General features: G+C 48.9%; 25 protein-coding genes. 11 read left to right on the top strand and 14 right to left on the bottom strand.

The window, feature by feature from the left end; translation table 11 throughout:
• Positions 1 to 10: 10 nt before the first annotated feature.
• Entirely contained in the window at positions 11 to 412 is a 402-nt protein-coding gene (locus tag DN748_RS16420; protein WP_112372920.1) for a DoxX family protein, read from the top strand.
• 54 nt (positions 413 to 466) lie between these two features.
• On the opposite strand, the gene holA is transcribed toward DN748_RS16420, so the two are convergent.
• The gene (gene holA / locus DN748_RS16415) at positions 467 to 1,471 is read right to left on the bottom strand and encodes a DNA polymerase III subunit delta (RefSeq protein ID WP_112372919.1); all 1,005 of its coding nucleotides are present in this window, start codon (positions 1,469 to 1,471) and stop codon (positions 467 to 469) included.
• 86 nt (positions 1,472 to 1,557) lie between these two features.
• Between holA and DN748_RS16410 the strand changes: the two genes are divergently transcribed.
• From DN748_RS16410 to DN748_RS16390, 5 genes are all read left to right on the top strand, one after another.
• Positions 1,558 to 2,004: a type I restriction enzyme HsdR N-terminal domain-containing protein gene (locus DN748_RS16410; protein ID WP_112372918.1), complete on the top strand. Its 447-nt coding sequence runs from the start codon at positions 1,558 to 1,560 to the stop codon at positions 2,002 to 2,004.
• 75 nt (positions 2,005 to 2,079) lie between these two features.
• On the top strand, positions 2,080 to 3,081 hold the full coding sequence (locus DN748_RS16405; protein ID WP_112372917.1) for a glycosyltransferase family 2 protein: 1,002 nt from the start codon (positions 2,080 to 2,082) through the stop codon (positions 3,079 to 3,081).
• A 114-nt stretch (positions 3,082 to 3,195) separates the two neighbouring features.
• Positions 3,196 to 4,035 (top strand): OmpA family protein, encoded by an 840-nt coding sequence (locus DN748_RS16400; protein WP_112372916.1) that lies wholly within the window; start codon positions 3,196 to 3,198, stop codon positions 4,033 to 4,035.
• Positions 4,036 to 4,139: 104 nt separating this feature from the next.
• The gene (locus DN748_RS16395) at positions 4,140 to 4,592 is read left to right on the top strand and encodes a DUF6146 family protein (RefSeq protein WP_112372915.1); all 453 of its coding nucleotides are present in this window, start codon (positions 4,140 to 4,142) and stop codon (positions 4,590 to 4,592) included.
• 65 nt (positions 4,593 to 4,657) lie between these two features.
• Entirely contained in the window at positions 4,658 to 4,966 is a 309-nt protein-coding gene (locus tag DN748_RS16390; protein ID WP_112372914.1) for a DUF6787 family protein, read from the top strand.
• 10 nt (positions 4,967 to 4,976) lie between these two features.
• On the opposite strand, the gene DN748_RS16385 is transcribed toward DN748_RS16390, so the two are convergent.
• The 4 genes from DN748_RS16385 to DN748_RS16370 form a co-directional block, all read right to left on the bottom strand.
• The gene (locus DN748_RS16385; RefSeq protein WP_112372913.1) at positions 4,977 to 5,378 is read right to left on the bottom strand and encodes a Fur family transcriptional regulator; all 402 of its coding nucleotides are present in this window, start codon (positions 5,376 to 5,378) and stop codon (positions 4,977 to 4,979) included.
• A 106-nt stretch (positions 5,379 to 5,484) separates the two neighbouring features.
• Positions 5,485 to 5,925, bottom strand: coding sequence for a hypothetical protein (locus DN748_RS16380; protein WP_236636906.1), 441 nt, complete (start codon positions 5,923 to 5,925; stop codon positions 5,485 to 5,487).
• Positions 5,918 to 7,240 carry an ABC transporter permease gene (locus tag DN748_RS16375; RefSeq protein ID WP_112372912.1) on the bottom strand — a complete coding sequence of 441 codons (1,323 nt, stop codon included), beginning with the start codon at positions 7,238 to 7,240 and terminating at the stop codon, positions 5,918 to 5,920. The genes DN748_RS16380 and DN748_RS16375 overlap by 8 nt, the downstream gene beginning before the upstream one ends.
• The gene (locus DN748_RS16370) at positions 7,237 to 7,863 is read right to left on the bottom strand and encodes an ABC transporter ATP-binding protein (protein WP_112372968.1); all 627 of its coding nucleotides are present in this window, start codon (positions 7,861 to 7,863) and stop codon (positions 7,237 to 7,239) included. The genes DN748_RS16375 and DN748_RS16370 overlap by 4 nt, the downstream gene beginning before the upstream one ends.
• 128 nt (positions 7,864 to 7,991) lie before the next feature.
• Here DN748_RS16370 and DN748_RS16365 point away from each other — a divergent pair, with 128 nt between their 5' ends.
• Positions 7,992 to 8,381, top strand: a complete 390-nt coding sequence (locus DN748_RS16365) for a MerC domain-containing protein (protein WP_161554589.1) — start codon at positions 7,992 to 7,994, stop codon at positions 8,379 to 8,381.
• A gap of 119 nt (positions 8,382 to 8,500) precedes the next feature.
• Here DN748_RS16365 and DN748_RS16360 read toward each other — a convergent pair whose 3' ends face one another.
• Genes DN748_RS16360 through msrA form a run of 3 tightly spaced genes read right to left on the bottom strand, consistent with a single transcriptional unit; the run spans position 8,501 to position 10,026 of the window.
• Positions 8,501 to 8,824, bottom strand: coding sequence for a hypothetical protein (locus DN748_RS16360; RefSeq protein WP_112372910.1), 324 nt, complete (start codon positions 8,822 to 8,824; stop codon positions 8,501 to 8,503).
• Positions 8,825 to 8,841: 17 nt separating this feature from the next.
• The gene (gene folE, locus DN748_RS16355; protein ID WP_112372909.1) at positions 8,842 to 9,438 is read right to left on the bottom strand and encodes a GTP cyclohydrolase I FolE; all 597 of its coding nucleotides are present in this window, start codon (positions 9,436 to 9,438) and stop codon (positions 8,842 to 8,844) included.
• Between the two features lie 39 nt (positions 9,439 to 9,477).
• Positions 9,478 to 10,026, bottom strand: coding sequence for a peptide-methionine (S)-S-oxide reductase MsrA (gene msrA / locus DN748_RS16350; RefSeq protein ID WP_112372908.1), 549 nt, complete (start codon positions 10,024 to 10,026; stop codon positions 9,478 to 9,480).
• Positions 10,027 to 10,277: 251 nt separating this feature from the next.
• On the opposite strand from msrA, the gene DN748_RS16345 reads away from it, so the two are divergent.
• Together DN748_RS16345 and DN748_RS16340 are read left to right on the top strand one after the other, a co-directional pair.
• Entirely contained in the window at positions 10,278 to 10,949 is a 672-nt protein-coding gene (locus tag DN748_RS16345) for an ABC transporter ATP-binding protein (RefSeq protein WP_112372907.1), read from the top strand.
• Positions 10,950 to 11,099: 150 nt separating this feature from the next.
• Complete coding sequence (locus tag DN748_RS16340; RefSeq protein WP_146746632.1) at positions 11,100 to 12,338, top strand: hypothetical protein; 1,239 nt, start codon at positions 11,100 to 11,102, stop codon at positions 12,336 to 12,338.
• Between the two features lie 47 nt (positions 12,339 to 12,385).
• On the opposite strand, the gene DN748_RS16335 is transcribed toward DN748_RS16340, so the two are convergent.
• The 4 genes from DN748_RS16335 to DN748_RS16320 form a co-directional block, all read right to left on the bottom strand.
• Complete coding sequence (locus DN748_RS16335; protein WP_112372905.1) at positions 12,386 to 13,852, bottom strand: lipopolysaccharide biosynthesis protein; 1,467 nt, start codon at positions 13,850 to 13,852, stop codon at positions 12,386 to 12,388.
• 76 nt (positions 13,853 to 13,928) lie between these two features.
• Positions 13,929 to 15,242, bottom strand: coding sequence for a glycosyltransferase (locus tag DN748_RS16330; protein ID WP_236636905.1), 1,314 nt, complete (start codon positions 15,240 to 15,242; stop codon positions 13,929 to 13,931).
• 61 nt (positions 15,243 to 15,303) lie between these two features.
• Entirely contained in the window at positions 15,304 to 17,718 is a 2,415-nt protein-coding gene (locus tag DN748_RS16325; RefSeq protein WP_112372966.1) for a YfhO family protein, read from the bottom strand.
• Between the two features lie 26 nt (positions 17,719 to 17,744).
• The gene (locus DN748_RS16320; protein WP_112372904.1) at positions 17,745 to 18,023 is read right to left on the bottom strand and encodes a DUF4834 family protein; all 279 of its coding nucleotides are present in this window, start codon (positions 18,021 to 18,023) and stop codon (positions 17,745 to 17,747) included.
• Positions 18,024 to 18,276: 253 nt separating this feature from the next.
• Here DN748_RS16320 and DN748_RS16315 point away from each other — a divergent pair, with 253 nt between their 5' ends.
• Both DN748_RS16315 and DN748_RS16310 read left to right on the top strand, forming a co-directional pair.
• The gene (locus tag DN748_RS16315) at positions 18,277 to 19,341 is read left to right on the top strand and encodes a transporter (protein ID WP_112372903.1); all 1,065 of its coding nucleotides are present in this window, start codon (positions 18,277 to 18,279) and stop codon (positions 19,339 to 19,341) included.
• Positions 19,342 to 19,343: 2 nt separating this feature from the next.
• On the top strand, positions 19,344 to 20,465 hold the full coding sequence (locus tag DN748_RS16310) for an N-acetyltransferase (RefSeq protein WP_112372902.1): 1,122 nt from the start codon (positions 19,344 to 19,346) through the stop codon (positions 20,463 to 20,465).
• Positions 20,466 to 20,501: 36 nt separating this feature from the next.
• On the opposite strand, the gene DN748_RS16305 is transcribed toward DN748_RS16310, so the two are convergent.
• The gene (locus tag DN748_RS16305; RefSeq protein ID WP_112372901.1) at positions 20,502 to 21,476 is read right to left on the bottom strand and encodes a patatin-like phospholipase family protein; all 975 of its coding nucleotides are present in this window, start codon (positions 21,474 to 21,476) and stop codon (positions 20,502 to 20,504) included.
• 351 nt (positions 21,477 to 21,827) lie between these two features.
• On the bottom strand, positions 21,828 to 22,724 hold the full coding sequence (locus DN748_RS16300) for a patatin-like phospholipase family protein (protein WP_112372900.1): 897 nt from the start codon (positions 22,722 to 22,724) through the stop codon (positions 21,828 to 21,830).
• Positions 22,725 to 22,913: the final 189 nt, after the last annotated feature.

The raw sequence follows: 22,913 nt of genomic DNA, 5'->3' as shown, positions 1-22,913 counted from the left end.
AAACAATAACATGAAAAAAGACAACTTTTCCAATATCGGACTCGCCCTGCTCCGGATCGTTCCTTCCATACTGATGATGACACATGGTTACGGCAAACTGCAAATGCTGCTCCAGGGAGGAGAGATACAGTTTCCGGACCCCATAGGGGCAGGAGCCAGTGTTTCGCTGGTCCTTGCCATACTGGGAGAATTTATCGCCCCCATATTTATCATACTGGGCTTTAAAACGAAATGGGCCAGTATCCCGGTAATCATCACCATGGCTACGGCCGCCTTTATCATTCACGGCAGCGATCCGCTCCAGAAAAAGGAACTGGCACTGGTATACCTGGTTGTTTTTGCAGTTATCGGACTCTGTGGAGCGGGAAAATTAAGTCTCGACGGAGCACTGGGAAAAAGATCTTCCTACTAAGGGGGAATACTTTCCTGTAAAAACCGGGGGCTCGCACAGAAGGTAAGCAAGCGATCAGTTCATGATCCTGACCAGTAATTCCTTCAGCAGGTCAGACTGCGGCATATTGGCAGCCCCCACTCCTTTTCCTTTCATGTCCAGTTCCCGCAATGCGGTTACTGCGGCACTCACCTGTTTCATCGGGTAATTTCTCGCGGCAGCCTCGTATTCCTTTACAAAAAAGAGATTGATCCGTAAGGCCGATGCCGCATTTTTAGGAGATTTATCACTGAGCCCGTGATACTGTAACAACTGGGAAAAGAAATTAAACAGCAAGGCTACGGTTACTACAAAAGGGTTATCCCTCGGGTTCTGTCCGAAATAATGAATGATCCTCGTCGCCTTGACCACATCCCTCTCCCCCACGGCCTTGCGCAATTCAAAATTATTATAATCCTTACTGATCCCTATGTTTTCCTCTATATGGACCGGGGTGATCTCGGTCCCGGGAGGCAGGACCAGCTGTAGTTTTTCCAGCTCATTGCTGATCTTCCCGAGATCAGTACCGAGAAATTCCACCAGCATGGATGCCGCCTTGGGATTTATACCGTATTTTTTTCCCGCAAGCACACGCCTGATCCAGTCGCCCACCTGGTTTTCATAAAGCTTTTTACTCTCAAACAACTCCCCGCTTTTCTTTACCGTCTTATACAGTTTCTTGCGTTTGTCCAGCGTCTTGTATTTATAGCAGATGACCAGCACCGTAGAAGGTTGTGGCTGCTCTGCATACGAAGCCAGGTTTTCTATCGTCCTGGAAAGTTCCTGGGCCTCCTTTACAATAACCACCTGCCGTTCGGCCATCATCGGGTATCTCTTTGCCGCTTCCACGATATCCCCCACACCAACGTCCTTGCCGTACATCACCATCTGGTTGAACCCCTTTTCTTCCTCAGAGAGTACGTTGCCTTCTATAAATCCGGCAATCCGGTCTATGTAATACGGTTCCTCCCCCATCAAAACATAAAGTGGTTTTATATTCCCGGATTTGATATCCGATACGATCCGTTTTACCTCGTCCATAATGTTTAATTATCAAGTTTAAAAGACCTGGGCCGCAATGTTAACGGTTACCTGTATATTTTAAGATAACGCCCTATATTTGTCACATGGAGCCTTTACATTTTCCACCGTATGACTTTCGCTTCAAAAATAGAGAAAATAAAACCTATATTTTTGATAGTATCCGTAAAAAATTCGTCCTGTTGCAACCCGAAGAATGGGTCCGGCAGCACGTGGTCCGTTTTCTGCTCTCCGAAAAGAACTATCCCGCATCCCTGGTCAACGTAGAAAAGGAATTACGTGTAAACGGCTTAAAACGGCGCTATGATATCGTTGTATATACCTCACAGGGAGAGATCACCCTTATTGTGGAGTGCAAGGCCCCTTCCGTACGGATCACCCAGGAGACCTTCGACCAGATCGCCCGTTACAACCTCACTCTGAACGGAAAATTCCTGATGGTCACCAACGGGCTCCGCCATTATTTCTGCCAGATGGATTACGACCGGGAAAAATATATCTTTTTACCCGATATTCCCGTTTATAGTCGTTAATTTGCGATCTTTGACCGATTAAAAATACATACAGACGAGAGTGCTCCCCATTATCAGGACCGCTTGCGCGTAACTATGAAGACAGCTATTGTTATACTCAACTGGAACGGAAGATCATTACTGGAAAAATTTATTCCCTCCGTACTAAAACACTCCGGAGGAGCCGATATATATGTAGCGGACAATGCCTCTACCGACGATTCCGTAACTTACCTGAATGCCGCCTATCCCCAGGTAAAGATCATCCGAAACAAGGAAAACGGCGGTTTTGCCAGGGGGTACAACGAGGCCCTGCGCCATATTGACGCCGACATATACTGCCTGCTGAACTCTGATGTAGAGGTCACGCCAGACTGGCTTGCCCCGGCCCTGGAGATCTTCCGGACGCGGGAAGACATAGGCATTATTCAACCCAAAATACTGGATTACCACAGGAAAGACACGTTTGAGTATGCCGGTGCTGCGGGCGGATTCGTAGACATGCTCGGGTACCCCTTCTGCAGGGGGCGCCTGTTCCAGACCCTGGAACAGGACACCGGCCAGTACGACGATACCTGTGAGATATTCTGGGCCACGGGTGCCTGCATGTTTATCCGCAGCAAGGTATTCCATGCCCTTGACGGGTTTGACGAAGACTATTTTGCCCACCAGGAGGAAATAGATCTCTGCTGGAGGGCGCGAAACAGGGGATACCGCATTCTTTACACCGGCAAAAGCCATATATACCATGTGGGCGGGGCCACCCTGAGCAATATGAACCCCAGAAAAACCTTCCTGAATTTCAGGAACTCCCTCTTTTCGCTAACCAAAAATGCCCCTGCAGCACATATTTTTCCGCTGGTTTTTGCCCGCTTGTTATTAGACGGTATTGCAGGCATCCGCTTTGTCTTTCAATTAAAATTCAGCCACTGCCTGGCTGTTGTAAAAGCGCATTTCAGTTACTACTACAATCTGAAAAAAATGCTAAAAAAACGAAGTAGGGGTAATAAGACAGGGCATTACTACGTTATTAAGTCAATAGTTTGGGCATATTACATTGCCAATGTAAGAGTATACCCCAGATTGGTTAAAGATTAACAAAAACAGCTTGTATAATAAGAAGATTTTAATACTTTTGGGAACTCATTTTTTTAACCAAATAATCACAATCATGAAAACAGACCTGCACAGGCAGGCATAAATTTTAGACAGATGAAAAAAATAGTTTTGTTAGGGGCAGGTATTGCCGTTTTCTTCTCTTCTTGTGTATCGCAAAAGAAGTATTCCGAACTTGAAGCGAAGCAAAAGGAGACTCAGGACTTGTTGAACTCAGCTACGGTAAAGCTGAATTCCTGTCTTGAAAGCAAATCGAGACTTGAAGCGGACAATCAAAGCCTGAGATCGGAAAAGAACGCACTTATAGACAATATGGGAAATCTTACTACCCTGTCTAAAAAAGGGGCGGAAAACCTGGAAAAATCACTGGAGAGCCTGAGGGAAAAAGACCTGCGTATCCAGCGTCTTCAGGATGCTATGAACAAAAAGGACTCTGTTACCCTGGCACTGGTTACCAGCCTGAAAGGCGTATTGGGTAACCTCAACGACGAGGATATAGAGATCACCGTTGAAAAAGGAGTGGTATTTGTTTCCATTTCAGACAAATTATTATTCCGAAGCGGAAGCTATACCGTAACCGACAGGGCCAAGGAAGTACTCGGAAAAGTGGCCAAAGTGGTAAACAACAAGCCTGATTTCGAGTTTATGGTAGAAGGCCATACCGACAATGTGCCGATCAAGCGTCCCGGTATCGAGGACAACTGGGATCTCAGTGTGCACAGGGCTACTGCAGTGGTACGTATACTGCAAAACGAATTTAACGTAGCACCTGCGCGAATGACTGCTGCCGGTAGAAGTTACTACATTCCTATAGACAGTAACGAAACTGCTTCCGGACGTGCCAGGAACAGGAGAACCCGAATCGTGGTGCTCCCGAAACTGGACCAGTTCTACGGCATGATCGAGGATACCATGAAAGACATGTCTAAAAATTAATAAGGACAACACCTTTTATAACTGAGAAAGAGCCGCTCCATGAGCGGCTTTTTTTATGGATACAGGTTAAACAGCCAAAGGCTTTTTTTTGTAAATTTAATACAATGAAAGTCTTGTGTACACATATCTGCCGGATCGTTATCCTGTTGACAGGGCTTACGGCCTGTAATACGGCCAGGGTAAATCATTCCGCCCCGGATGAAGAGACTATTTTCAGGTCTTCTACGGGAGAGCCGGTAACCATTGCCAACGACAGCCTGGAATACGAGATCATTATCATAGAGCCCGGTTTTGACGCCTGGCTCAACAGTGTGGCCCGCCCCGAAGGGTACTATTCCCAATCCTTCCTGGAAAACCGGAACCAGGTGTATGTAGTCAACTGGAATCAGCGTGTAAGGGAACCGCACCGTTACAATCCCGACCTGTACGGCATGATCATCGATTACGACCCCCACATAGACTACGGTTACGAGGTCAATTATAAGCTGTACTGCTATTTTATATACTTTCAGCGAAAATACAGGCAGCAACTGGCCGGTTTTATCCCCCGCATATAGATCGCAAGTCCCAAATCTTGGCTATCTTTGCGGTACTGCAACTGTCAAAAAAAGGTCAAAAGGGTATGAACAGATTAAAACAGCGCTGGGGTATACATTCCAACATACAACTTTTCATTATTCTTGTCGTATTTGCCCTTACAGGATCGTCTTCGGCAAGGCTTTCAGGACCGGTACTCGATTTTTTTGAACTACAGGAAGAAAACATGCACAGTGCATGGTACTGGTTGCTGCGCATAATACTCATTTTTCCGGTATACCAGGTATTGCTGGTCGTATTCGGATGGCTGTTCGGCCAGTTTGAGTTTTTCTGGAATTTTGAAAAGAAAATGCTAAAACGGATGGGGCTGGGATTCATGTTCAGAAAACCGTAATCTTTCCGGGTCAGGAGCAATATTTGCATATTCCGTTTAACAGCAGGGACGATTTCTTCACAACAAAGCCCTCGGGAGCGTGTACCCCCGGAATCTCGGTATTGGGAAGACAATAGGTCTGGGCACAAATATCGCATTTGAAATGTACATGGGCAGCTTTTCCCTCTTCTGGGGTCACGGCATATTTAACCCCTCCGCTACCGTCGTTAACGGCGTGAATGATCCCCTTGCCCTCAAAACTGTTCAGGGTGCGGTATACGGTAGATTTATCAAACCCGGGGCCCAGTTCCTCACTGATATCGTTATAGGATATGGCATGGCCGCTGTCCAGCAATAAAGACAGGATATCGATACGGGCCGAAGTTCGCTTAAGCCTGTTGGTCTTCAGTATATGATCTACTTCTTTCTCCATAATCACCTCTTTAATATCTCCGTTGCGGGGTTGGTTATTCAGGTGTGGTCAACAACCACAAACTATAAAACTAACTAAGAACTAATAAACCAAGAACTAATAAACTCTAAAGAGCAAACCCCCTGGCATCCCTGAGAATATAATTACAATGGTTTATATCCTCCGCATTGAGTTCCAGCACCCCGGTTATGGTGACCACTTCATCGGTCTTAAACGACGGGCTGTTCCTGAACTTGATCTCCATCACCGATTCCGGTCCGCCACCTCCGCAGAAAAAACAGGAAGCCATTGGGTTCTGGGAAAGCATGAATATTCCTTCTTCCGGGGCCAGGTTCAGAAAATACCCGGTTACGGAGATTTCCTTGCCTTCCAGTTCCTTTACATCCGGTCCGAAACTGGGTACCAGGAAATAGCCGTCCGTATCTCCGAAATACTTCGATGTAAACGAAACATCGGTAAGGTCTTCCCAGGTTACTTCCTGCTGTCCCTGTACACTACATATGCCCCATAATACCAGGGCCCCGCTGCATATCAACTTTTTAATCATCCTCAGCCAAAATTTTAGATACATTCAGATAAAAGACCGGTACTGCGGCCATTATCGTAGCAAATATCGTTAATATTACGGTAAAAATAAACAAAAATATCTCCTCTTTCATAATGCCTGCATTTCCGAGGGCATACCGGTAACTCTCCTCTACATAACTCCCCAGCACGAGCATCCCGAGCCTGCTGAAGATGATTCCTGCCAGAAACCCGGTAATACCGATCACAAGGCCCTCTACCATGACGGCCAGCAAAAGCTGCCCCCTGGAAGCCCCGTAGGTACGCAGCAGTGCCATTTCGTACTTTCGTTCCCTGACCGCCTTGTACAGGTTTACAAAGATACTGATGGCCGATACCAGCATGATGACCGCTGCGATAAACGCAATAGCCCTGCTTCCCGCACTGAGCAGGGTAGACAGTCTTTCGATCTCATAATTCGGCAGGGCGGCCTGCATATTGGTGTTATCATTGATCATCCGCGGAAGGCTTACCATCCCCATGGGGTTCTTAAACTTGATAAGCATGGAGGTGATCTCACGGTCCTCATCCGGAACCTGCCCGTGATCGTGCTCATGTTCGTGGTCGTGATCATGCCCTTCATCATGCTCATGCGGGTGCTCCCCTTCTTCTTCCTGATGCTCGTGAGGTTCTTCCCCCTGTTCCGCTTTTCCGCTCTCCGTCCCGTGATCGTCATGACCGTGCTCATGAACCAGCCATACGCTTTCCAGGTTACAGATGATCAGCTGGTCCGCAACCGTATTGGTAGGTTTTAATACCCCCACTACCGTAAGGGGATGGTGATCGTGGTGTTCCGCACTGTTCTCCATAAGTCCGTGAGACCCCGAAAAAGTACTTCCCACTTTCAGCTGCAGACGTTCCGCAGCCAACGCCCCGACCACGACCTCAAAAGGTTTTTCCCATATACGCCCCTCTTCGGTCTCCGCACGGTATAATTCCAGGAAACTCTTCTCTGTTCCGAGAATGCGGAATCCCTTGTAGTTATCTCCATAAGACACCGGTATCCCTTGCTTTACCAGGGGGTTGCGCGCAATTTTTTTCGCTTCGCCAAAATTGATGTTCCCGGTAGGGGCATCCACGTGCAGCACAGACGACAACACCAGTTGCAGCGGACTTCCCTTGGCGCCAAGCACCATATCTATGCCCCGGATATTGCCGGCCAGCTTGTTGTCCAGCTGCCGGGTTACCTGGAACATCAGCGAGATAAGACCGATACTCAACAACATCAATACAATGCTCAGCATGGTACTGAGCGGGTTCGACAAGGCGTTCTTTATACCTAACTTATAAATATTCATAAACGGATACTATTGGAAAATTGAGACGATAAACGATGATCATGGGTAATGACCAGCAGGCTTGCACCGGTCTGTTCGGCCTGCTCCCGGAGCAGGTCGGTAACCACCCTGCAATTCTTGTCATCCAGGCTGGAGGTAGGTTCGTCTGCCAGGATCACGTCGGGATTATTTACCAGTGCCGCCGCAATGGAAAACCGCTGCTTCTGCCCTTCGCTGAGATTTGAACCCCGGGCTCCGGCCTTGTTCCCTATATTCAGCCGTTCCAGGATCTCCCGCACCTTATCGCGGTCCTGTCCGGCCCCGGACAGGTGCTGTACGAGCAAAAGGTTTTCCTCTACCGTAAGCGCCTTTACAAACCTGGATTTCTGGAATACGATGCCGATGTGCTTTCCCCTGAACCTGTCCTGTTTCCGCTGCGAAAGGGAAGTTATATCCGTCTCTCCTATACGGATCGAACCCGCTTCCGGCCGCAACAGCCCGGCCAGCAAGTGGAGAAAAGTGGTTTTTCCCACCCCCGATTCTCCGAGTATCAGAAGATAGCCGCGCCTGTCAATTTCAATATCGGGAAAGTTAAACCTGTGTTCCCCGTCATACCCGAAACGGAGCCCCTTTGTTTTTATCATAGGATCATAAAGTTTGATATACGTTACAAATGTAAAGATATAAAATGCTTTTATCAATGCTATGTTGTTGCATTTAAAATTTATTTAACTACATTTGCATGAAGTTTAATTGCAACAATGTAGCATTTATGAGATTAACAAGAATAAAACCCTGGTACGATCACGTCGGATTTTCCGCTTCGCTGTTATGTGCCATTCACTGTGCGGCGATCCCTATCCTGATCAGCTTTTCCGCGCTGGGCAGCCTGGCTTTCCTGGCCCATCCCCTCGTAGAATGGACCTTTATTTCCATAGGGCTGGTACTGGCCCTGTTATCCTTACGCCCCTCTTACCTGAAGGATCATCATAAAAAACTCCCCATAATACTGGCCATATCGGGGTTCGTATTAATCGCCCTGAGCCGTATAGAAATACACGAACTGTGGGAGGCCATCCTCACCCCCGCAGGGGCCATATGCATAGCCGTGGCGCATTATTACAACTGGAAATTCCTGAAATCCTGCAAACACAAACACTGAGTCCCATACTTTTCTCATAACCTGGTATACGGACCTGCAGCCGGACACCTGCAGGTCCGGGGACTCGGTCGGTGAAATGTTCGGTCCGGGGTACGGTCAGTCCGCAAAAGCAGATAACCCTAATTCAATTCATCCGTAGTTTCCACCTCGATAATCTCCGGGTCTTCCTTTTTTATAACGTAGGTATAGAGCCATGTCAGGGTAAAGGTGGGCACCACATCAAATCCGGGAGCGAGTTCTTCCACCAGCGACACCACCGCTGCTATTTTACCGGTCTGCCCCTTGTACATCCTCGAGATCAGCCAGGCCGAAGCCGGTGCCCATATCACATCGGAGAACTCTCCCACCCCGGGAATTATAAAGGACAGGTATCCCACGGCATCAAACAGCAGCCCGAGGAACAGTTTTTTGTATTTTCCGGTATTTTTGTTGTGTTTTGTCATATAACATAAACATATTTTTACGAAAGATCAGACCCGATAAGCCTGAGGAATTCCGTTCTCGTTTCCACCTTTTCAAAAATTCCCCTGAACCCTGAAGTGGTCGTTACCGAATTCTGTTTCTGCACGCCTCTCATCATCATACACATATGGCAGGCTTCGATAACCACGGCTACCCCCTGGGGCCTCAGCGTGGTATTGATACATTCCAGGATATCATGGGTCAGCCTTTCCTGAACCTGCAACCGCCTGGCAAATACATCGACCACCCTTGGGATCTTGCTCAGCCCCACGATCTGCCCGTCCGGAATATAAGCTACATGCGCCTTGCCGAAAAACGGCAGCATATGATGCTCGCATAGGGAATACACCTCTATATCCTTCACGACCACCATATCGTTATAACCTTCGCGGAAGGTCGCCTCTTTCAGTATTTCTTCCGGGTCCTGGTGATATCCCTGTGTCAGGAACTGCATGGCCTTGGCCGCCCTTTCGGGCGTTTTAAGAAGCCCCTCCCGTTCCGGGTTTTCCCCCAGGTCGGAAATAATGGTCTGGTAGCTCTGTTTTATCACATCGGTAACCTGAAGGTTGTATTCCTCAAATCTCCTGTATCCCATATATTGTGTGTTATTTTATCTGTTGCGGTAATTTCCCGGTTATACCTCCCTGAGTTTTTTTCGGAACAGGGTATCGAGTTTTTTCAGCTTGGGCCTTATGACCACTTGGCAATAGGGCTGTTCCGGATGCAGGTCGTAGTAGTCTTTATGTTCCGTTTCCGCAGGATAAAATGCCCCGGCTTCCGTAATCTCGGTAACTACGGGACGATTAAACACACCCTCCCTTTCGAGCAGGGTTATATACTCCCGCGCTGTTTCCCGCTGCCGGTCTGTGGTATAAAAAACGGCCGACCTGTACTGTGTGCCCACATCATTCCCCTGCCGGTTCAGCGTGGTGGGGTCGTGTGTGGCAAAAAAAACATCCAGGAGCTCCCCGAAACTTATTTCCGCTTCATCATACTCCACACGAATGGCTTCGGCATGCCCGGTACGCCCGGTGCATATCTCGCGGTAAGCGGGGTTCTTTATGGTTCCGCCCGTATAACCGGGAATTACTTCCTTCACTCCCCTGAGTTTTTTAAAGACCGCTTCGGTACACCAGAAACACCCTCCGGCCAGCACGGCCACTGACAATTTCTTCTCTTTCATCTATACAAAATTTCACAAGCCATTGGTTTGGCTTTGTTTATATCAATTGATATTGGCCATTTTTGCTAAACCTGCCTGCCGGCAGGCAGGTGCCCATTATGGGCTTCCATACCTGGTTAAGATTAAGATTTAAACAAGTTCTTAGACCGTTTTAAAGGTAATAATAAAAAATCATTTCCAATTTCTCCCCCAACTGCCATATAAAAGTTATTTTTGGGCTTTCACGCCAGAAAAGCCGAAACAACAATACGATGATAAAAGCTGTCAATATCCACAAGCGGTTCGGGGATCTCGAAGTACTGAAAGGGGTTTCCCTGCATATCAACAAGGGGGAAATTGTCTCTGTCGTCGGTGCTTCCGGAGCGGGAAAAACAACCCTGCTGCAAATTCTCGGCACGCTCGATCTTATGAGCAATCCCGACGGAAAACTGCTGATCAACGATATGGAAATTTCAGGGCTCAGCGCACGTAAACTGGCCCGTTTCCGCAATAAACATATCGGCTTTATCTTCCAGTTTCACCAGCTCCTGCCTGAATTCACCGCCCTGGAAAATGTCTGCATACCGGCCTTTATCGCCGGAAAACCCAGAAAGGAAACCGAAGCACGGGCCGCTGAATTACTCGATTTCCTGAACCTCTCCCACCGCCATGACCACAAACCCAAGGCGCTGTCGGGAGGTGAGCAGCAGCGGGTAGCCGTGGCCAGGGCACTGGTCAACAACCCGGACATTATCTTTGCCGACGAACCCAGCGGTAACCTGGATTCGGAATCGGCCGAAAGTCTTCACCAACTCTTTTTCCGGCTCCGGGACGAATTCCGACAGACTTTTGTCATCGTCACGCATAACGAGGAACTCGCTGATATGGCCGACAGGAAACTCGTTATGGTAGACGGTAATATTCTCGACGGGGAGATGGGATAATGTGATAATGAGATAATTTGGCAATGGGATAATGTGCCGATGGCGATCTTTCGGGTGGGGGTGATTTTCCGGGGGAAGCCACTTTGGCACGCTCATTGATATGTCTTTGTCGTAACCGACCTCTATTTTCTTAATTTAAAAAAAGAAACCATGAGACGAATAATGATAATGATCACAGTCATCGCAATGAGCATCAGCCCTGCCCTTATGTCGGCGTCGGCTCCTGCCCATACGGCTTCAGCGAGGTATAACGATTCCTTTATTTTTGTAGAAGACGGTATTACCTTTTCGGTATTTCCCAACGGGGAATTCGATTTTTATATAGACAGCAGCCCTTATATAAGTGCAGGGGTCAATGTAGGTAATGTAAATATCAGCTTCAATTCTGGGTACGACTATAATGCCTATGTACAATACGACGATTACGGCGCTGTAATACAGGTACTGAACACTCCTGTTTTTTACGATTATTACGGACGTGTATCCCGGATCGGATCGGTAAATGTGTACTACGATACCAACCGGATTGTCCGGGTAGGCGGTCTGCATGTTTTCTACGATTCATACGGGGCCTTCAGCCGTTTTACAGGGTATATCAATGTACACAACCGGGGGTATGTATACAATCCCTTTCACCGTTACTTCGCAAGGCCGGTAGCCCGCTATTGCATCATAGATACCCGTCCTTACCGAAGGTACTATCACCCCGTACGATACAGCTATTACAAACCTTACCAGAACAATTCACGGCGTGTTTACGCCAAGGTAGGGAGAACATACCATTATAAGGAAAACAACAGGAGAAGCAGCGTATACGCCAACGACAGACGGGTCAAAAGACAGGAATACACTTCTTACAGGAGGGAACTGGCAAGCAGGAGCAGCAGGGAAAGCGGACCTTCTACGGTAAGGCAGACCAGCACCAGCAGAAGCAGTTATACTTCGCCCGACACCAGGAACAGTGCAAATTCGCGTTCCACTTACAGGAATACGAGAAGCTCCGGGGCAACACAGGCACAAAGAAATACGGCAACGCCACGTAACCAGGACAGGAGCACTACGGTAAAAAGGAGCAGCAATACACAGCGTCAGCCTTCGGCCACACAGCGGAATACCAACAGAACCCGGCAGAAGGCCGGCACCCCGCAAAGCCGTACCGTGCAGCAAAGCCAGAGGAATACCAACAGCTCTGCCAGGAACACTTATAATGCACCGCGTAAGGCACCGCAAAAACAAAGTGCCACCCCGCGAACCACAACCCGTCAGCGAAGCAGTGTCCAGAGATCTGCAGCGCCGAAACAGGCCAGGAGATCATCCGGTACTGCGGTAAAGAGACAGGCAACTACCCCGGGGAGGTCTGCTTCCTCTTCGGGAAGAAGCCGGAGATAAACGATAAAGTTAGTTAGTTTTTAGGTTAAAGATAGGAGCCTGCAGTACTACGGTCTGCGGGCTTTTTTTATAAGCCCGTTTACCGCTCCGGTAATATCTTCCGAAAGCTTCCAGTAGTATACCAGCACGAGATAAGAAAGTCCGGCCAGGACAGATTTAAGTATGATATTCACTATGGGATGAAATCCGAAATCCCAGAACCCGAATACCAGCCATACCAGGATTACAGCCCCGGTAGTACGCCATGTTCCGGGAGAGAACGGCTGTAATCCCATACTGAAATACACAAAGCATATTTTCGTGGCATTATAGGCCAGTACGGCCAGAAGCGTGGCCAATGCCGCTCCCTGTATGCCCCATAGGGGGATAAAGATCATGTTAAGGACTACGGTAAGTACAGCCAGAAAAACCCCGAAAAACAATATAACCCGGTAATAATCGGAGTTGAACAGGATCGCATTGTTGTTCCCTATCAGGTTTTCCGCAAGTTTGGCGGCAGCGATCATATATACCACGGGAATCCCTTCGCTGTAATTCCCGGGAATAATGCGGTACAGCATTTCTATATTAAGTGTGATGAGCAGGAAAAGCAGCCCGCCCGTAACATAGAGGGTCAGCGAGCTCCGGCGGTACAGTTGCCGCAATTCTTCCCTGTTTCCCTCATTCATCAACCGCGCCGTTACCGGGTAGGTGATCTGGTGCATGGCCCTGGAAGGGACCACAATAACCATCGCGATAAAGACAGCCACGTTGTAAAACGCCACATTGTTGATGATCTCGTACTGCCCTATCATAAACTTGTCCACGTCCAGCAGGATCACCGCTATGGAACCGGCCAGCACGATCAGGGCAGAGTACTTCCACACGGTCTGCGCATTTTCCGGAAAGGCAGGGATAAACCCCGGCGCTTTCAGTTTCCAGGCATACACTCCCATCCCGGCAGTCCGCAACAGGTACATGCCCGCAAGCCAGAAGATGAACTCCGAAGCATCAATCCACCCCAGGTAAAGCACAAAAAGCAGGACCATGACCACGGCCCGCGGAAACACTTCCTTCATAAAATTACCGAAAGTGGAGTTCATCTGCACCTTGGTCCAGGCAAAGAATACCTCGAAATAGGCCATGGCAAAGGCCACCAGGTAAATGGCCCAGACATAGTCTTCCACGATCCGGTTCTTTTCCGAAAGGAAAGCCACGATATACGTATACCCCATTGCCCCGAGGATACCGGCAGGTACCATAACCACCAACGGCAGTACAAACATCATGAACACAAATTTCCTGCGCTGCTTTTCATCGCTGTACGAGGAGAAAAATTTCACCATGGTATTGTGCACCCCGAATGCGAACAGGGGCATCAGGATATTGGCCGTAGACAACAGGTAGCCGACCAGCCCGTAATAGGCTTCGGAAAGGAAATGAGTATATAGAAAAAGTGTATTTATCGCCCCCAGGGCAAATCCCAGGTACGTGTTTACAGTATTTTTAAAGGTTTGCCTGAAAATTATCCCCATAAACGATCACCTAAATATAAACCGGCCGTGACGCATATCACTTCCCCGTTACAAAGATCAGTATTTATCTGTAATTTCAAACCGCATGTTTTTCCGAAAATTCCAGCACCAGGTTGGCCATGCGGTTGGCCAGCGACCGCCGGCTGTACTTCTGAAGCCCCGAAGGTGTCATGGCGTGCTTATGCCTCAGAAACCTTTCGTAACACCTGAAGATCCGGGTTTTCACCATTTCTTTCTGTCCGTAGGTATACGTGGGGCCCATTCCGGTCTCTTCCATAATGCGGGTGACGTCCCATCCTTCCGGCCCTATGGCTATAACAGGCCTCCTGGCATCGAGGTATTCAAAAAGTTTCCCTGGAATAATGGCCCTGGTCTCCGGCCTGTCGATCTCTATAAGCAGCAATACCGACGCCGCCCGCTGCAGTCTCAGGGCTTCCTCATGAGACACATACCCTTCCGGGCGCACATAAGGCTCCAGTCCGCAACGCCTTATCGTATCGGTCACCTCGGGGCTTACCGTTCCGGCCAGTTTAAGCACCAGATTGGCTGCGAGGTCTTTGTGTTCGGAAGCCAGTTCGGCCAGGGCTTCCCAGAGCATGACCGGATTCCGTTCCGTAAGCAACGAACCGATATGTGCTATGGTAAAGGTTTCGTCCGGCACTACTGCTCCGGTATATGTGGGGTCATAGCCATTGGTGATCACTTCTACCGCCCTTCCCGACTTTTCCCTGAATTCATCTGCAGTCGTAAAACTGGTAGCCACTACCCTGTCGGCCGTATGCAATACCTCTTTTTCCAGCGCCTCATGCCGTTTCCGGGCGTAATGCGACAGTTTCAGTTTCCGGTGATACCCTATGGTAGTCCAGGGATCGCGAAAATCGGCGATCCAGTGCACGCCGCACTGTTTTTTGAGCCGCATGCCAATCAGGTGCAGGCTGTGGGGAGGCCCCGTAGTGATGATCACCCTGATATTTTCTTTTTCCAGATATGATTTCAGAAAACGCACCGACGGTTTTACCCAGAACACCCGGGCATCCGGAATAAAGAAGTTGCCCCGTACCCACAACATCAGCTTTTCCGCAAACGACTGTTTTTTGTCCGCTATAACCCCGGAGCTGATCTCCCGGGTCTTTTTTCTCCCGGAGAACCAGGAAGCAAACGCATAGGGTTCGAATACCGGGTGTTTGAGGACTTCCATGCCAGGCGGCACCTCCTTCTCAAAACTGCTGTCTACCACCGGGTAACTGGGATTTTCGGGCACATAGACCACCGGCTCCACCCCGAAATCGGGCAGGTATTTTACAAATTTCAGCCAGCGCTGTACCCCCGGGCCTCCGGCGGGAGGCCAGTAATAAGTGATGACAAGTACTTTTGGTTTCTGATCGTTCAAAATAGCTGTAGTTTCCTTTTCGCTTGCCCCCTGCATGTGTTCCCGTACGGGTATTTCCTTCTTATTCCTTTTTGCGGATACCGTAAAAAACCCCTCCCAGCAGGGCCAGGAACAGGACAATATTTCCCGCAAGGGCCACCATACTGCCTTTTTTGACAATTTCCGGTTCAAAACGGAATACTATGGTGTGTGTCCCCGCCGGCACCTGAAGCGCACGCAAGGCGTAGTTTACCCGGAAAAAAGGTACTTCCTCCCCGTCTATTTCAGCCTTCCATCCGTGAGGATAGTACATCTCGGAGAACACAGCCAGGCCGTCTTCGGGATTTTCCGAACGGTATTCCAGCCTGTCGGGACGGTAAGCCAACAGTGTTACCGAGGCTTCCGGGGTTACCGTATACGAGGAGGTTCCGGGCACCACATCCCCGAAAGCATTGCGGTCGTATACTGCGGTATGCCTGATATCCAGGGTATCCAGTGCCCCCATTTCCCCGTCGGCATGCTCCACGGGCTGCAATTGCCTTACGAACCAGGCATTTCCGGCAGCCTCCCCGTTCAATACGGCCCCCTGCTTACCTTCCTGGTCTTTCTGAAGGATATACTTTACATTGAGCATATCGAGCACCACCCTGTTGTTTTTTGCCATCTGGTATTCGAAGAGCTCCTGTAACCTTCCCGGTTTTGCCGCATGGTACCCTCCTATGGAATGATGGAAATAGGACGTACGGGCACCGTTGAGCCCTACGGCAGGTTCGAACACCCTGTAATAAGAAGAATCCTCAAGCACCTCCCGGTCTGCAGCCGTAGCCTGGAACGGCGTATCCATGGCCCGGGCCTGTACAAAGTCGTCGCGGTTTACATAGCGTTTGGCCACCCCGGCCAGGTCGAACAACATCAGCGCCATCAGGCCGGCAACGATCTGTATGCGTTTGGCCACTCCTCTCAGTCCGGCCCACAGCAGGGCAGCCGAAAGGAACACAAACAGCAGTGACCTGAAAAGGTCGCTGTTGTACATGGCCTTTCTGTCGGCCCTGATCATATCCACCACCTCATTGCCGTAATACTGCCGGTAGGCCTGGTCGTTGACCCCGCTGAAATCAAAAAATCCCCTTCCGGCAAACAACAGTACGATAAGCCCGAAAACAATGCCCGAAGCCCATTTGAGGGCTTTTACCTTTTCTTCCGGCGGCGTACTGCCATTCAGAAATCGGGCTACCCCCAGTATGGCCAGCGCCGGCACACAAAGCTCCAGGATCACCTGTATGGAAGACACCGCCCTGAACTTGTTATACATCGGGAAATAGTCGATCATAAGGTCGGTAAGCGGTGCAAAATTCTTGCCCCATGACAGCAGCAAAGATATCACCACTCCCGCAAGCAGCCATTTTCCGGTTCTTCCCTTTACCAGGAATATCGCCAGGACAAACAGGAAAAACACCACTGCCCCGATATAGGCCGGTCCGGCCACTATAGGCTGATCGCCCCAGTAGGAAGGCAGGTTATCGGCAAATTCCAGGGCCTGTACTCTCGGCACCCCCTGCCGTATAAGGAACTGGTATGTCTTGGAATCCTCTCCCAGCTTTTCCCCGTTGGAACCTCCGAAAAGGCGGGGCACAAACAGGTTCAGGGTTTCGCTGATCCCGTAACTGTATTCGGTAATATACGATTTGTCCAGCCCTCCCGACACCTTTTTGGGCGAGCCATCCGGGTTTACGGTAAGCTCACTGCTGCCACGGGTACTCCAGGCCGCATATTCGCGGGTAGCCATCAGGTTTGTAGCATTGGTAAGCAGGGCCAGTACTACGGCCGCCACCAGTATGCCACAGGTCCTGAAAAACGCGGGAAGCTCCTTTTTCTTAACGGCATCTGCCAGGTACACCACCCCGAGGGCAAGCACCAGCAACATCAGGTAGTAGGTCATCTGTATGTGATTGGCACTGATCTCGAGGGCCATCGCAAAGGCCGTGAGCAGGAACCCGGAAACATATTTTCTGCGGAATGCCAGGATAATACCGGACAATACCAGGGGGAAATACCCTATGGCATGGGCCTTGGCGTTGTGCCCCACACCGAGTATGATAATGAGATAGGTAGAAAAACCAAAAGCCAGTGCCCCCAGGAAGGCCAGTTTATAATCAACCCGAAGCACAAGCATAAAAATATAGAACGCTACAAAATACAGAAAGAGGTAATCTGCCGGCCTGGGCAGAAAACGTATGGCACGGTCCAGTTTCTTGATATAATCGTGCGGGTAGCTGGCCCCTAACTGGTAGGTGGGCATCCCTCCGAAAGCACTGTTGGTCCAGTAGGTCTCCTCCCCGGTTTCCTTTTTGAAATCGCGCTGTTCCTTGGCCATTCCGTTAAATTGTACAATATCACTCTGGAAGATCTTTTTGCCCTGCAATACGGGAGAAAAATATCCCACGGATATCATCGCAAAAACCAAAAGAATGACCAGGTGAGGAACTATATGTCTGATTTGCATGAAAATTGGTTTGGTTTCGGTTAGTCCACTTCTTCAAAATCAATATACTCACCCACCTTTTTTCCGGGTGATGAAGTCCTGTTCTCTTTGGTATTTCCGGACGCCTTATCGATCACCACTTCTCCTTCACGCCGTTGTTGTCCGTTATTATAAGCTGTATTTCCACGATATGGTCCCTGGTATTTTTCCTGTGCCTTTTTAGCTGCGTAACGGATGAGCATGGGGCCGAAAACACGGCTCAAAAACCGGATCAGGTAATAAAACACAACAATTACCAGTATTGTTCTCACTAACTGCATTCAAAACACGGTATTGATTCTCTGGTCAAAAATACAATTCTATTGCCTTAAAACCCCCCGTAATTTCATAAAAAAATAATAAAATCTATATATTTGGGCCATTATCACAATAGCACGCATACCCGTCTTTCCGACGGAAAAACCCGGAACATCACATATACCAGAAGTGTATCAACTGACGTTATTATAGTCCCGGACCATTGCATTTAACGACTATCGCCGTTAAGAAAACTAACATATTGACAGGCAACTCATGAAAAACATCCACATAAAGCATATCTTCACCATGATCTCCCTGTGTACGGGTTTTGCGGCAAACGCCCAGTACACGGATATTATCAATTCCGACCGTCCGGGGAAATCCATGAGCGCCTATGCCCCGGGAAAGGGAGTGTACCAGGCAGAAATAGGAGGTTTTTACGAACGGAGGGAACACAGCGGCCTACGGACCGAAAACAGCCAGTTCGGTACCGATTTCGCCATAAGGCTGGGCATGCTGGAAGAACGGCTGGAACTGTCCTGGAGGGGTATTTACCTATGGGACCAACTTACCCAGAACACCTCGAACGGGTCGTATTCGATAAACCAGAGCAATTTTTACGAAAATACCATTGGCGCCAAATACCTGCTCTTCGAACCCGAAATCCGCGAACCCAACCTGTACAGCTGGAGGGCAGACCATACCGCATTCAATATCCGGGACCTGATCCCGGCGATATCGGTGTACCTCGGGACCAACCTGTTTATCGGGGACAATCCTTTCTTCCCCGAGGAGTCGGGAAGCATTTCGGTCAAGGCAGGGGTGATTACCCAGAGCCATTTTGCGGGGAGGTGGGTACTCACCACCAACTTTTTTTACGACCGCCTGGGAGGCAGCGATGAAATGTTCAACTATATATTCACCCTCACCCATTCCCTTTATGACGGACGCTACTCTGTTTTTGCGGAACACCAGGGATATAAAAGCTCCGTGTACAGCGATGGCATCTTTCGCCTGGGTGCTGCCAGGCTTATCAACAGCAACCTCCAGGTAGACCTGTCTGCGGGGATCAATATCAAGGACACCCCTTCCCGGTTATTCGGAGGGGTCGGGGTATCGTACCGGCTGGATTATCACAAGGACGAACTGATACCGGGACCGGTGGAGGAAAATGACAGGAACGGTTCATTAGACAGCGAGAAAAAAACCGAACTGATAGACCACAAGGCCGGGAAAAAGAAAAAATATGCTTCAAAAAAGAAAAAAGAAGATAAACGCAAACAGAAAAAAGCCAGGAAGAAGAGAAAAAAATCCAACCCTTTCGACGATAATAACTAATCATGATAACGATCAAAGAAGTAAAAAACAAAAAGGACCTGAAGACTTTTGTGAAATTCCCCTTCAGGCTGTATAAAAAATCCCCATACTGGGTGCCCCCCCTGATCAACGAGGAGATGGGATCCTTCGACCCGGATAAAAACCCGGCATTTAAAGATTCGGAAGCCTGGTTATACCTGGCCTATAAGAACGGAGAAATTGCAGGACGTATTGCCGTAATACTAAACCACCTGGAGATCGATGAACTGCAAAAGAAAAAGGTGCGTTTCGGATGGTTTGATGTCATAGACGATGTCGAAGTGACCAGGGCCCTGTTGCAAAAAGCCGAAGAAAAAGGCCGGGAACAACAACTGGAATACATGGAGGGGCCTGTAGGTTTTTCCAATATGGACAAGGCCGGAATGCTGGTAAAGGGGTTTGATGAGCTCAGCAACATGACCACCATATACAACTACCCCTATTACCCCGAACACTTTAAGCAACTGGGGTTCCGGGAAGGGGCGGCCTGGGTGGAATACCGCATTCATATTCCCGATAAAGTTCCTGAAAAAATCGAAAAGTTTGCCGACATCATCCTCGAGCGTTTTGAGCTCAAGTTGTTGAAATTCAAATCTTCTTCGGAACTGGTGGCTTATGCAGACGATATGTTCGACCTCATGAACCGGTCTTTTAAGGATTTGCAGTCCTTTATTCCCATTCAGAAACCCCAGATCGAACTTTACAAGAAAAAATACCTCAAATTCATCCATCCCGATTTTGTAAAGTTTATCGTAGACAAGAACGGAAAGATGATCGCATTCTCCATTACCATGCCCTCTTTTTCAGAAGCGCTTCAGAAAGCCAACGGGCGCCTGTTCCCTTTCGGGTTTATTCATATTCTCCGGGCACAGAAAACGAGCAAACGGGCTTCACTGTACCTCATAGGCGTAGACCCGGCATACCAGAATAAAGGCGTTACCGCAGTTATCTTCAACGAAACCAACAAGGTATTTCAGAAAAGAGGCATGAAAATCGTGGAGTCCAACCCCGAACTGGAAGAAAACATCGCCGCGCAGTTATTGTGGAAACGCTATAAAAACAACGAGCAGCACAAGAGGAGGGTGACCTGGATCAAGGATATTTAGATTCGTGGAGAAGTAAGGCTACGGGGTATTTTCCGTTTACCGCAGGTCCTCACTGGCAGACCGGGCCACCTGTTCTACCGTACCGGGACCTTCGTCCTGTCCTGTTTCCCGTTTCAGGGCTTCTTCCTGCTGCTTTAGCCTTTCTCCGGCATACGCATGGCCCTGCTCCCACCAGGAAGCCATCAGCTTTTTATCGAATACCAGCGAATTTTCGGTAAGTTTGGTAGGTGTATAATACAGGTTGAGTTTTACATTTTTGTTGATGGCCGAGAGCTTGCCTTCCACGATATCGTGAAACTCCACCTGGTCGAGCAGGAAACCGAAAAGATTGACCATCAGTGAAAAAGGGTTTTTGCCCAGCACCTTGTTGTACTCCATATTCTCTGCCTCCAGGATAACGGCATCCACCTCCGTGGCCCCCCGCCTGATGGCCTCCCGTATGGGCACCACACACCCCAGGCCTCCGTCGGCATATTCGAAACCGTCTTTCCGGGCCAGCGACATAAACGGCACATAATTACAGGAGATCCATATCCAGTCGCAGAAATCCTCGTAATCGCATTCGTGGATCGATTTGTACTCCACCCTGTTCTTGGAAAGGTTAGACACCGTTACGATCACCTCCCTCCCCTGTTGCCGCAATCTTTCGAATTCTTCCCTGGTAAAATTCCTCTTGATATTCCTCCTGAGGTTTTTGCTCTCCCCGAAGGTCCGTTTCCCTTTTATTAACTGCCATGCCACATTAAAGTAGTTTATGGCCACATATTCCCGGCCTTCCTTCTTCCTGACCACAAAGGGATTGTTACTGAATATCTTACGCTGATTAACCGAAGTGTATATGTCGTAGATCTTCGGAATGTTATGATCGGCAAGATGGGGAATCAGAAGGCTTCCGGTAGAGGTTCCGAGAAACATATCGTATTTTTTATTCCGGTCTTCGAGAAGGTACTGTGCCACACCTCCGGCAAAGGCACCCTTACTCCCCCCTCCTGATATTACCAGGGCTTTCATAGTTTGAGTTTATTAGTTCTTAGTTCTTAGTTCTTAGTTCTTAGTTGCTGGTTGGGCTCAAATGTCATTCAGAACGAAGTGAACCTGCCTGCCGGCAGGCAGGGAATCTACCCCCAGGCACATAAGGAACTTCAACAGCATAACGGAAGCCCCGCAGATTCCTCCTTTCCCGATTCTCTGGACAGGCTGTCGGAATGACAACTCCCAACTTCGGCCCCCCCGACTTCCTGCCATCCCGTCGTTTACAAACTAACTATGTATGCAGGTTAAAATACAACTCTGAACCGGTTCATAGCCGTCATTCCGCCGCAGCACATATCCCAAACACCGTGCCAAAGCATTCCGAACTCCCTAAATCTCCGAGGCTTCGTGGTTCTTTAACCGGGCATAATCATAGCCGTTCTGCCACCACCTGGTCATTTTGTCTTTGTTAAAGATAAGGGAATTTGTGGTCAAAACGGTAGGTGTGTAATAAAAATTGATAATTGCCCCCTGGTGTGAAGCCACAAACTTTCCGATCTGGATATTCTGGTGTTCGATGCGGTCGAGCATATAACCGAACATGGTGGTCAGCAGATCGAAGGCATTGCGAGACGGCATCCTGTTCATATAATTCACTTCGGTATGCAGGATAATGGCATCGATCTCCTTTGCCCCTCTCCGTATCGCCTCTTCGATAGGCACCATGGTAGAGAGCCCGCCATCGGCATATTCACACCCGTCCCTGCGCACCAGGGTCATAAAGGGCGTGTAGTTGCAGGATATCCAGATCCATTCGCAAAAATCGTCGTAGCCGAAATCGGTGATCGACTTGTACTCCACCTGGCTCCGGGAAAGATTGGAGACCGTGATCACGATATCCTTGCGCAATTCCCTGAGCGCTTCAAATTCGTCCGGTGTCAGCGTTTTCCTGATCAGGGCTTTCAGGTTATGGCTCTCCCCGAACGTCTTGCTTCCCCTGAGAAAATTGCGTAAAACATTCAGGTGGTTAATGGCGATCTGCTGCCCCCCGTATTTCTGTTTTATCCGGAAGGGGCAATGACTGAAAATGCTCTCCTGGTTTACCGAAGTATATACGCCCTTGATCTTTTCCACCATCTTCAGTGCGAGGTGGGAAACCAGCAGGCTTCCCGTAGATGTCCCGAGGTATAACTGGTAGTCCTTCTGCATATCCTCGATAAGATACTGGGCCACACCGCCGGCAAAGGCTCCCTTACTCCCTCCGCCGGATATTACCAGTGCTTTCATAGTTTGAGTTTATTAGTTTGTAGTTCTTAGTTGTTAGTTCTTAGTTGCTGGTTGGGCTCAAATGTCATTCAGAACGAAGTGAACCTGCCTGCCGGCAGGCAGGCCCGCCTGTCCGGCCTTTAGATTTGTAAATATAAATAAAATCTATAATGATGATGTTGAAAGAGGGGGGGTCTGGGGGGAGACTAA

It is taken from the genome of Sinomicrobium soli (genome assembly GCF_003285545.1).
Taxonomy (GTDB): domain Bacteria; phylum Bacteroidota; class Bacteroidia; order Flavobacteriales; family Flavobacteriaceae; genus Sinomicrobium.
Note: the sequence above shows the minus strand (reverse complement) of the source record. Positions and strands in the feature narration are given on the sequence as shown.

Bases quoted from the DNA above. Each gene is read 5' to 3' on its own strand.
- DN748_RS16420 (WP_112372920.1), top strand. From the start codon at position 11: ATGAAAAAAGACAACTTTTCCAATATCGGACTCGCCCTGCTCCGGATC.
- holA (WP_112372919.1), bottom strand. From the start codon at position 1,471: ATGGACGAGGTAAAACGGATCGTATCGGATATCAAATCCGGGAATATA.
- DN748_RS16410 (WP_112372918.1), top strand. From the start codon at position 1,558: ATGGAGCCTTTACATTTTCCACCGTATGACTTTCGCTTCAAAAATAGA.
- DN748_RS16405 (WP_112372917.1), top strand. From the start codon at position 2,080: ATGAAGACAGCTATTGTTATACTCAACTGGAACGGAAGATCATTACTG.
- DN748_RS16400 (WP_112372916.1), top strand. From the start codon at position 3,196: ATGAAAAAAATAGTTTTGTTAGGGGCAGGTATTGCCGTTTTCTTCTCT.
- DN748_RS16395 (WP_112372915.1), top strand. From the start codon at position 4,140: ATGAAAGTCTTGTGTACACATATCTGCCGGATCGTTATCCTGTTGACA.
- DN748_RS16390 (WP_112372914.1), top strand. From the start codon at position 4,658: ATGAACAGATTAAAACAGCGCTGGGGTATACATTCCAACATACAACTT.
- DN748_RS16385 (WP_112372913.1), bottom strand. From the start codon at position 5,378: ATGGAGAAAGAAGTAGATCATATACTGAAGACCAACAGGCTTAAGCGA.
- DN748_RS16380 (WP_236636906.1), bottom strand. From the start codon at position 5,925: ATGATTAAAAAGTTGATATGCAGCGGGGCCCTGGTATTATGGGGCATA.
- DN748_RS16375 (WP_112372912.1), bottom strand. From the start codon at position 7,240: ATGAATATTTATAAGTTAGGTATAAAGAACGCCTTGTCGAACCCGCTC.
- DN748_RS16370 (WP_112372968.1), bottom strand. From the start codon at position 7,863: ATGATAAAAACAAAGGGGCTCCGTTTCGGGTATGACGGGGAACACAGG.
- DN748_RS16365 (WP_161554589.1), top strand. From the start codon at position 7,992: ATGAGATTAACAAGAATAAAACCCTGGTACGATCACGTCGGATTTTCC.
- DN748_RS16360 (WP_112372910.1), bottom strand. From the start codon at position 8,824: ATGACAAAACACAACAAAAATACCGGAAAATACAAAAAACTGTTCCTC.
- folE (WP_112372909.1), bottom strand. From the start codon at position 9,438: ATGGGATACAGGAGATTTGAGGAATACAACCTTCAGGTTACCGATGTG.
- msrA (WP_112372908.1), bottom strand. From the start codon at position 10,026: ATGAAAGAGAAGAAATTGTCAGTGGCCGTGCTGGCCGGAGGGTGTTTC.
- DN748_RS16345 (WP_112372907.1), top strand. From the start codon at position 10,278: ATGATAAAAGCTGTCAATATCCACAAGCGGTTCGGGGATCTCGAAGTA.
- DN748_RS16340 (WP_146746632.1), top strand. From the start codon at position 11,100: ATGAGACGAATAATGATAATGATCACAGTCATCGCAATGAGCATCAGC.
- DN748_RS16335 (WP_112372905.1), bottom strand. From the start codon at position 13,852: ATGGGGATAATTTTCAGGCAAACCTTTAAAAATACTGTAAACACGTAC.
- DN748_RS16320 (WP_112372904.1), bottom strand. From the start codon at position 18,023: ATGCAGTTAGTGAGAACAATACTGGTAATTGTTGTGTTTTATTACCTG.
- DN748_RS16315 (WP_112372903.1), top strand. From the start codon at position 18,277: ATGAAAAACATCCACATAAAGCATATCTTCACCATGATCTCCCTGTGT.
- DN748_RS16310 (WP_112372902.1), top strand. From the start codon at position 19,344: ATGATAACGATCAAAGAAGTAAAAAACAAAAAGGACCTGAAGACTTTT.
- DN748_RS16305 (WP_112372901.1), bottom strand. From the start codon at position 21,476: ATGAAAGCCCTGGTAATATCAGGAGGGGGGAGTAAGGGTGCCTTTGCC.
- DN748_RS16300 (WP_112372900.1), bottom strand. From the start codon at position 22,724: ATGAAAGCACTGGTAATATCCGGCGGAGGGAGTAAGGGAGCCTTTGCC.